This window comes from Apilactobacillus kunkeei (genome assembly GCF_001421115.1).
Taxonomy (GTDB): Bacteria; Bacillota; Bacilli; order Lactobacillales; family Lactobacillaceae; genus Apilactobacillus; species Apilactobacillus kunkeei_F.
The window spans coordinates 1-7,601 of sequence record NZ_JXCW01000007.1; the positions used below are offsets into that span (position 1 = coordinate 1).

Sequence of the window (7,601 nt, forward strand, 5' to 3'; positions counted from 1 at the left end):
TAATTTTTCTTTGTATTGATCGACACCTTTTTCATATTCGTTTAGCCTAGTTTGACGCTCATTTAAAGACTTTTCGACTTGTTTTAGGTTCTTTTCCCTTTGGGCTATTTCTTTTTCACGTTTATCTAGTTGTTTTTGGCGGTCTTGCAATGATTTTTCCCATTTTTTTATTTTCTCAACGGTCATTTTTGCGTATTTTTGGACGATTTCCATTGCTGATTGGAACAAGTAGCTGGCGGATGTCATTTTATGCTCTTTGAATCCTTGTGCTGTTTGCACTTCATGCGGTTCTTGAACCTTTGCGGAAATAGGAACTTTGTGGGTTGGTTGGTGCTGTGCAATGAATTCGATAGCTCGCACCTTAGACTTTGCCATTTCGGTTTCGTGAAACTTTAGGATTTTGGCTTGTCGCTTATTTTCTTCGGTTTTATCGTCTAAACGCTCTTTGATTTTCTTGTAAGCGTCAAAGTCTTGGACATGCTCGTTGGTACGGGTTAGGGAGTAGTCTTTTCCTAACTCTTTACTGACGGACGAAACTAATGCGTTATCTTCTTGTTCTCGAAACCAACTTAAAGCCTTTCGGGTGTCGGTAATGCTTGATCCAGTTTGATATTGATATTCAGCTTTTAATGCTGCATTCAAACTCATACTAGGTTTGCCATTAGCGGTTTTCCCAAGCGGTATCATTTGCATGTGAATGTGAGGCGTGGACTCATCAACATTGGTTGTATATCTTGCTACCTTGATGAATTGATGACGCTCGTTAAAATGATCGGCATATTCTGCCATACCTTTACTTTCAGCTATTAATATATTTTTTATTTCATCAGGACTTTTTCCGTCCAAAAGCTCATCTTGATTTTGCTTATTTCCAAATGTAGCCACACCCGTTTTATCAAAACTGTTTGTTTTTTCTTTGGATTTTACAAACTCATTTACATTTTTAAACATCTTGCTAATGTGTCTACTTTTTTTCTGACTAGCATTATATTTTTCAAATTGATCCTGATAACGTTCTTTTTTAATTTGATTTAAATCATCAGAATTTAGAATTTCTTTTGTCTGATTAAGTTGAGTTTTTTCATAGTCGATACTTTTGTTTGAATGGTTAATTTTTTTGTCATGTTCGACATGTTTTTTTACACCCGAAAATGATTGATTGGCGATATTCAAAGTAGCGGTTATTTTCATTTTTGCAGACCTCCCATACTAAACATAAATAGAATAATGCTTACTTGATACATAGGATTATAGCAGAATGTTGCGGTAAAATGATAGCCACTTATCAAATTCACCGCAAGCGGTGGAATTTACGTGGCTCTTGCAGAGAGCTAGTGGCACATAATTTATCCTCTCGGCTAAATTACATGCCAGTAAAAATTTCAGTCTTTGAACTGAATTTTTACCAGTGCATTTTTTATTCTCATGAATAAAAAATCATATTCGCAATTTGAGAATTTCATTTCAAATTAGCTCATATTTTTTTATCTTCAGATAAAAAAATAGAACGAAATTCCTCAAGAAATTTCGTTCTAAGTTCAAGATCACATCTATCATTTTACTTTCCGCTATCTTTAAAAATTGAATTTACATAGAAAACCGTTCTGACAGATATTCCAAATGCGTTTGCGGTCTCCTCAGCCGTGTGAGACTGCTTATATTCATAAATAGCTGGGTACTTGTCCTTATTCTTTCCTGTGAGGCGTGTCCTACGCCCCTCTCGATAATTAGGATTATGCTTTTTAGCATATTTTTTACCCTCTTGGGTTCGATTAACAATCATATCTCTTTCCATTTCAGCAACAGCTAATAAAACGGTTGTCGTAAATTTCCCGATTGATGAATTATCGATAAGCCCAAGATTTAAAATGTTGATCTTAATATTTTTATCTTGTAATTCGTTAAGTACATTAAGTGCTTCTCTAGTATTTCTAGCTAATCTATCTAGTTTAGTAACCACCAAAGAGTCATCTGATTTTAAAGTATCTAATAACTTTTGGAATCCTACTCTGTCCGTACTAGTACCAGTGTATTTATCAGTGTAGATATTCTTTTTTAATACACCATTATCCCTAAGGTCTTGGACTTGATTATCTAGTGATTGACCTAAAGTACTAACTCTTGCATACCCGTATATCATGTAATTATCCTCTTTCATGTAGATATAGAATATTTAATATAAATTATCATTTAAAAATTGGTATCTTTATTTTTATCTGAGTATGGAAGTAAGTAGGTTGTGCTTACTCCATTTAATGTTTTTTGTTTCCTATATATCAGTTTATTATCTTCTAAATCTTTAATCCAAAAACTAATTGTACGTGGTGATTTATTGAAAATAATACTTAATTTTTTAACGCTATAAAAAGAAACACCAGTCTTGTAGTTTGATTTGAGTCCCAAAAATACATATAAAGCAATTGCTCCATTTGATAATTTTGTCATCTTACTTGAAAAAGATTGAAAAATAGGAAAAAATCCTTTGTTTTCATGATATTGCTCTTTTCTCCAGTTAGCATATAGCTCTGTCATATCTTTATCGTCTTCTATCATATTTATATCTCCTATTAAAACTCGCATATTATATATTGTATAGAAAAATATTTCATACCGAATAGTAATATAATTCTAACTAATTAGTTTATTATTAAACTATATATGTAGCAGATTTTTAAACAAGTTTAAAAATCTGCTACATATATAGAGTGTACTTGTTGTAAATTATACATTAACAGAATATAATAATCAATAGAAAAAGAAAGAGATGTGATAGTTGCAGCTATCACATCTCTAACTTAACTCAATTATCCTTTGAGTTTTTTGTAGTATTGAATCATTTGGCATAATCCAAAAGGCATTGATCCAAAAATAATTAGAAGGATCATGGACTATATCCCTCCTTTCTAAGAGGAATATGGTTATCAAATAAGATATAAAAAGACTATCAAAATACAACATAAAGGTTGGTTATTATGGTATTTTTCCGATAACCAATCCCCCCAAAAACGCCAGAAGTCTAGGCGTTTTTTAGTATAATAGGCTCAGAACATATACTGACACCTAATTTAATTATAACACAATATGTAGTTTTTACAAAACAATATGTACCAAAAAAACCATCGTTTTTAACGATGGTTTTTTTCATATGTTATTTGCATAATATAGATGACTTCATGTTAACATTCTTTTTATATGCAATAATCTATTAATTTTATTGCACTTTTTAGTTACTTAGTTTATCAGCGTTGAAAATTTTTGTTATTTTTGATCCTGATTTTACAAAATTACCTTTAACGCCTATTGCAGGTGATTTTTTTCCGTAGGTTGCAACATAGTAAAATGCATGCCCAGATCCCTGATTATCTGTGAAATCCACTTTAGATTTATAGTTTTTTCTAATGAATTTGTAAATCTCTGGATCGTTACATACTTTTTTTAAACTACTTTCTTTTTTTACAATTTCATAATATTGATTATGTACAGCGAATCCAGATTGTTTATACATAGAAATACCTATAAAAGAAATAACAATAACCCCTACTATCCCTAGTAATGAAAGAATAACTTTTTTCATAAAAATATAACCCCAATCTAATTAATGTTTAATTTTACTTGAATCAATGATATCATTGATATGACATAAAGTTAATATATAGTTATGAGGAGGATTAAAATTTTGCAAAATTCAAAGATAAAGAATGCAATTATTTTGTTACCACTATTATTATTGTCAGTAATGTTTTTTAAAAGTAACATTACTTCCAATGCTGATAGTACAAACATGAATAACATGGACAATATGTCTAGTGATAATGTTATTTTGAAAGCTACATACGATTTAAAATCTGTGAGTTCCGATACTGTCAACTCTTTGTATCAAATTTCTAAAAGTGATAGTAATATTAAAGTCGAAAAAGATAATGGTAGACTAATTATTGAAGATTACTTAAACGATAGTGCAAAAGATGCAAATGCGAAAGTGGTTAACTTTCAATCATTTATTGGAAACATGGATAAAATGAACAGCGAATCTGATTTAACTGATGGTTCATTATTCGTCTTATCATATCGCTCATATAGTGGAAAGTCATATCGTGGTCAAACCTATAGTGGAGAATATGTTCATAAGGGTACACATGTACACTGTAACAGATTTAATGGCCCACACTCTGATCACAAATATTGGGGTAAATTCAATCCAAGAGCTTGGATTGATTTCGTAGGTAGTGATTGTGATTGGCATGCACTTAAATATGGTTGTACATCAATAGGTTCCATGAGTAAATGCGATGGATTAAATCAAAAGGGACATGGTGTGAAGAACTGTTCTTCTTTCAAGGGCGGCCCCTCACATTATAATTGGCCAAAAACAGCATGGTTTAGAAATTAATAATAAAAAAGCAAGGAGAAAAATCTCCTTGCTTTTTTATTATGACTATCAACATGGCCTGATAAATAAGCTTATTTTTTTTGATGGAATCTCCACCATTTCTTTTTATCTCTCTTATTACTTTCTATTTTTTGAATTTTTTCTATTTTTTTATTAGATATAAGTTGTAGTTGCTGGGACTGGTCTAATAGAGTTTGCAATTTTTTTATCTGTTCATTTTTGATGTCCAGTTCTTTTTTTTGACTATTAACCTGTTCTCTTAGTACGTCGACAACCAGTTGACTATCTTGGTTGTCGGATTGTTGTTGGTGGTTGTCGGATTGGAAAGCCTGTTTTAATAGCTTTTCTCCGGAGCTATCTACCAACATAGTTTTAACACCTTTGATAGTCTTGTTGGTAACGTGTTGACGCCTAAATTCAGCAGTCATTCTCTTATTTATTGCTTGTTTTGACACACCGAATAGATTTGATAATTCTCTAACAGTCTTTGGCATTGTTAAGATCCCCTAAATTAGATTTTTTTATTTCTTATAAAGTTGTTATGTAATTCAACTTGTACTACTTTTCGTCCTCTATATCCTTGTAGTAGCTCTAAATCTATATCTCTAATTTTTAAGTTGATTTCATCAATAGCAGGAAGTAGGACATTTTGCTTAAATCTCCCGTAATTATAAGATTTTGGGGCACCTAACCATGTTTTAAATTCTTCTGGAGAACCATTAAGAATGGTAATGCTAGAACCGCGACTCTTATCAGATTCTCTTATTAACTTGTACAACAAAATTGAATATTTACTCTTCAATTTCACTGTGTCATCTAGGAAGTATTGAGTATAGTTTCCCTTTAATTGTAGTAAATAGGGGGCTAGATCCTCATTTATCTTTAGCTCGATTTGTCCATTTTCCCAAAGTTTTGCTCTTTCAAACCAACCCGTCATAGTTATAGATTTTTCTTTTTCGTTATATATATAAAAGTCTTTTTTTCGCATCGTATTTAAGCTATCAGCTAATTGAGAGTATGTTCTCCCGTTTCTTTTAATGTTAAGAACGCTAGACAATTCATACATAGATGTCTCTACCGTATCAAAATGCTCGTCATCTGGCTTTATTTTAGATACAACATAGTCCATTATCTTTAATTCTCTAGCATTTAAATCATGTCTTGCTTTAGTAATAAGGTCGTTGTGTTCTGCGACTAAGTAATATCTTTGATCTTGGATTTCTTCAAAATTAAAGTTTCTATCGCTAGACCAGATATGTTTCATTTTATCAGGCATGTTTTCGTTCTCCTTTAAGATATAATTGTTTTATGTAAGTATATATTTAATAAACAGTACAATCAACATTATTTTTATATTTTTACTGTTCATGCGTGTGCAATTTACTGTTCATACATGTGCTTTTTACTGTTCATACATGTGCTTTTTACTGTTCATACATGTGCTTTTTACTGTTCATAAGGTCTTATAAACATTGATATAAAGGCATTTAAAAATCCCCTAAGTATATAAAGTATAATTTAAAGTATTATTTAAGTATAAAAAAAGGGATTCGTTTATGTGAGCTAGTTTATGTGAAAACCCTTAAAAAAATCCCGTATGAATGTTATAATTTTTAGTGGACTTGTTTATGACAAGTCTAAGTGAAATTTGTTTAGTTATTAATTTTGATGAAAATAATTCTGTCATTAAACTTTTTCATTTTTATTTTTTTGATTTTATTTAGAATTCCTGTAAATTATGAATTGTTTACAGGAAATAGATTACTACTACTCAAAAACCACTAACTTTCTAAGTTAGTGGTTTTTTTGTTCCGTGTTGCAAAATGCAATGCTAGTTATACTAATATATTTATATACATAATAATACAGTTAATACAGAGAACTAGGAGAGCGTATCAATACCAGTTCTATCTAAATCTAAATCACTATGCAATCTAGAAACAGTGTCGTTATTTTGATCCATTTTATCTAATTGGTCTGATAAACGATTATATTCGTTATTTAGGCTGTTTTTAACGTTTTTAGATACTTTGCCATTATTTACATACAAATAACTTTTAATTCGCTTAGAAAGCGATTTTTGAGCTTCTACGACATCTTTTAGATGTCTTTCAGTATAAACTTTCGATTCCCTTACAGAAATTTCATGATTTTTATTATATTTAACAATGCTAAGACTTACTAATAACACTAGCGTAAGCACGATTACTAAGATGATTGGAATAGGGTGAGTGTAATCTTCTTTATCGAGCTTATTTTGATCAGCAAATTTACTTTCAAAATCTTTTGGTAGTTTAGATTCTTTGTAGGCGTGAAAACCCATTAAAACACCCCCTAATGATTAAAAAGCCATACCAACGTAAATACGATTAAAACAGCTACTGCAATTGTTGGTAATGCTAATGCGATAAAAGTACTGATAATGGATTTAAAACGTGTGTAATAGGTCATTTTTTCCAATTTTTCAATCTTTTCGTCTATTTGATCTAATTTATCGAATAATTGTTTAGAACGTTGGTTAAATAAGCGATATTCTTCGTTTGTATCTAGCAATAGCTTTTTGCGGATTTCAGAGTATTCAGTATCAGAACTTAATTGCTTGGCGTATTTTTCATAATAGCCATTAATGTTGCTCTGATTCTCTGAATCAATCTCTTCTAAACGTTGCTTGATAAGGTCGTCCATTAGTTTTGTATCACGATAAATTTTGCTTTCTAGTTTGTTTTGATAGCCACGGGTTACATTTTCAATTTCTTCGCGAGCCTGTTGCTTTAATTCCGTGATTTGAATGTTAACTGTGGGGACGTTTTTAACGTCTAAAACATTTCCATTAATTGCGTTTAAAAGTTCAGTTAAAATTTTCTTGTTGTTAATGTCTTCCATTTCTATCTTCCTCCACGTTCTTGCTGTCTTCTGTATTCTTCCATTTCTCGTTCTTGTTCTCGTTTCTTTAGTTGATTAGCGTATCTTTCAGCACTTTCACGGCTACGTTGTTGCTCGTTATATATTTCGGTAAGAGGTCCTAATTTATCTTTAGCAAGCTTGGAAAGACTACTCATGCTAGTGTTGTTAGTCTTTTTAGCTTGTTCGAAGTTCCCGATTTCAACGGCTTTACCAACTAATTTTTCTTTGTATTGATCGACACCTTTTTCATATTCGTTTAGCCTAGTTTGACGCTCATTTAAAGACTTTTCGACTTGTTTTAGGTTCT

The 7,601-nt window shown here is 31.1% G+C and carries 10 protein-coding genes; 1 reads left to right on the forward strand and 9 read right to left on the reverse strand.

Translation table 11 applies throughout. The annotated features are described in order from the left end of the window. The 4 genes from RZ55_RS06925 to RZ55_RS06940 form a co-directional block, all read right to left on the reverse strand. Nucleotides 1–1,191 (reverse strand): hypothetical protein (locus RZ55_RS06925; RefSeq protein WP_143444231.1); only part of this gene is annotated, 1,191 nt, incomplete at its 3' end. Nucleotides 1,192–1,558: 367 nt separating this feature from the next. Then, nucleotides 1,559–2,140, reverse strand: a complete 582-nt coding sequence (locus tag RZ55_RS06930) for a recombinase family protein (RefSeq protein ID WP_057176108.1) — start codon at nucleotides 2,138–2,140, stop codon at nucleotides 1,559–1,561. Nucleotides 2,141–2,190: 50 nt separating this feature from the next. Further along, entirely contained in the window at nucleotides 2,191–2,553 is a 363-nt protein-coding gene (locus RZ55_RS06935) for a helix-turn-helix domain-containing protein (RefSeq protein ID WP_054484004.1), read from the reverse strand. 670 nt (nucleotides 2,554–3,223) lie between these two features. Beyond that, nucleotides 3,224–3,574, reverse strand: a complete 351-nt coding sequence (locus RZ55_RS06940; protein WP_054484003.1) for a hypothetical protein — start codon at nucleotides 3,572–3,574, stop codon at nucleotides 3,224–3,226. 162 nt (nucleotides 3,575–3,736) lie between these two features. Here RZ55_RS06940 and RZ55_RS06945 point away from each other — a divergent pair, with 162 nt between their 5' ends. Beyond that, complete coding sequence (locus tag RZ55_RS06945) at nucleotides 3,737–4,390, forward strand: hypothetical protein (RefSeq protein WP_143444233.1); 654 nt, start codon at nucleotides 3,737–3,739, stop codon at nucleotides 4,388–4,390. 71 nt (nucleotides 4,391–4,461) lie between these two features. On the opposite strand, the gene RZ55_RS06950 is transcribed toward RZ55_RS06945, so the two are convergent. The 5 genes from RZ55_RS06950 to RZ55_RS07285 all read right to left on the reverse strand — a co-directional run. After that, complete coding sequence (locus tag RZ55_RS06950; protein WP_054484001.1) at nucleotides 4,462–4,884, reverse strand: hypothetical protein; 423 nt, start codon at nucleotides 4,882–4,884, stop codon at nucleotides 4,462–4,464. Between the two features lie 17 nt (nucleotides 4,885–4,901). Then, nucleotides 4,902–5,666 carry a replication initiation protein gene (locus RZ55_RS06955; RefSeq protein ID WP_054484000.1) on the reverse strand — a complete coding sequence of 255 codons (765 nt, stop codon included), beginning with the start codon at nucleotides 5,664–5,666 and terminating at the stop codon, nucleotides 4,902–4,904. Between the two features lie 606 nt (nucleotides 5,667–6,272). Beyond that, nucleotides 6,273–6,713, reverse strand: a complete 441-nt coding sequence (locus tag RZ55_RS06960) for a hypothetical protein (RefSeq protein WP_054483999.1) — start codon at nucleotides 6,711–6,713, stop codon at nucleotides 6,273–6,275. A gap of 11 nt (nucleotides 6,714–6,724) precedes the next feature. Next, entirely contained in the window at nucleotides 6,725–7,273 is a 549-nt protein-coding gene (locus tag RZ55_RS06965) for a hypothetical protein (RefSeq protein ID WP_054483998.1), read from the reverse strand. 2 nt (nucleotides 7,274–7,275) lie between these two features. Beyond that, on the reverse strand, nucleotides 7,276–7,601 hold a 326-nt coding region (locus RZ55_RS07285; protein WP_171823271.1), incomplete at its 5' end, for a hypothetical protein.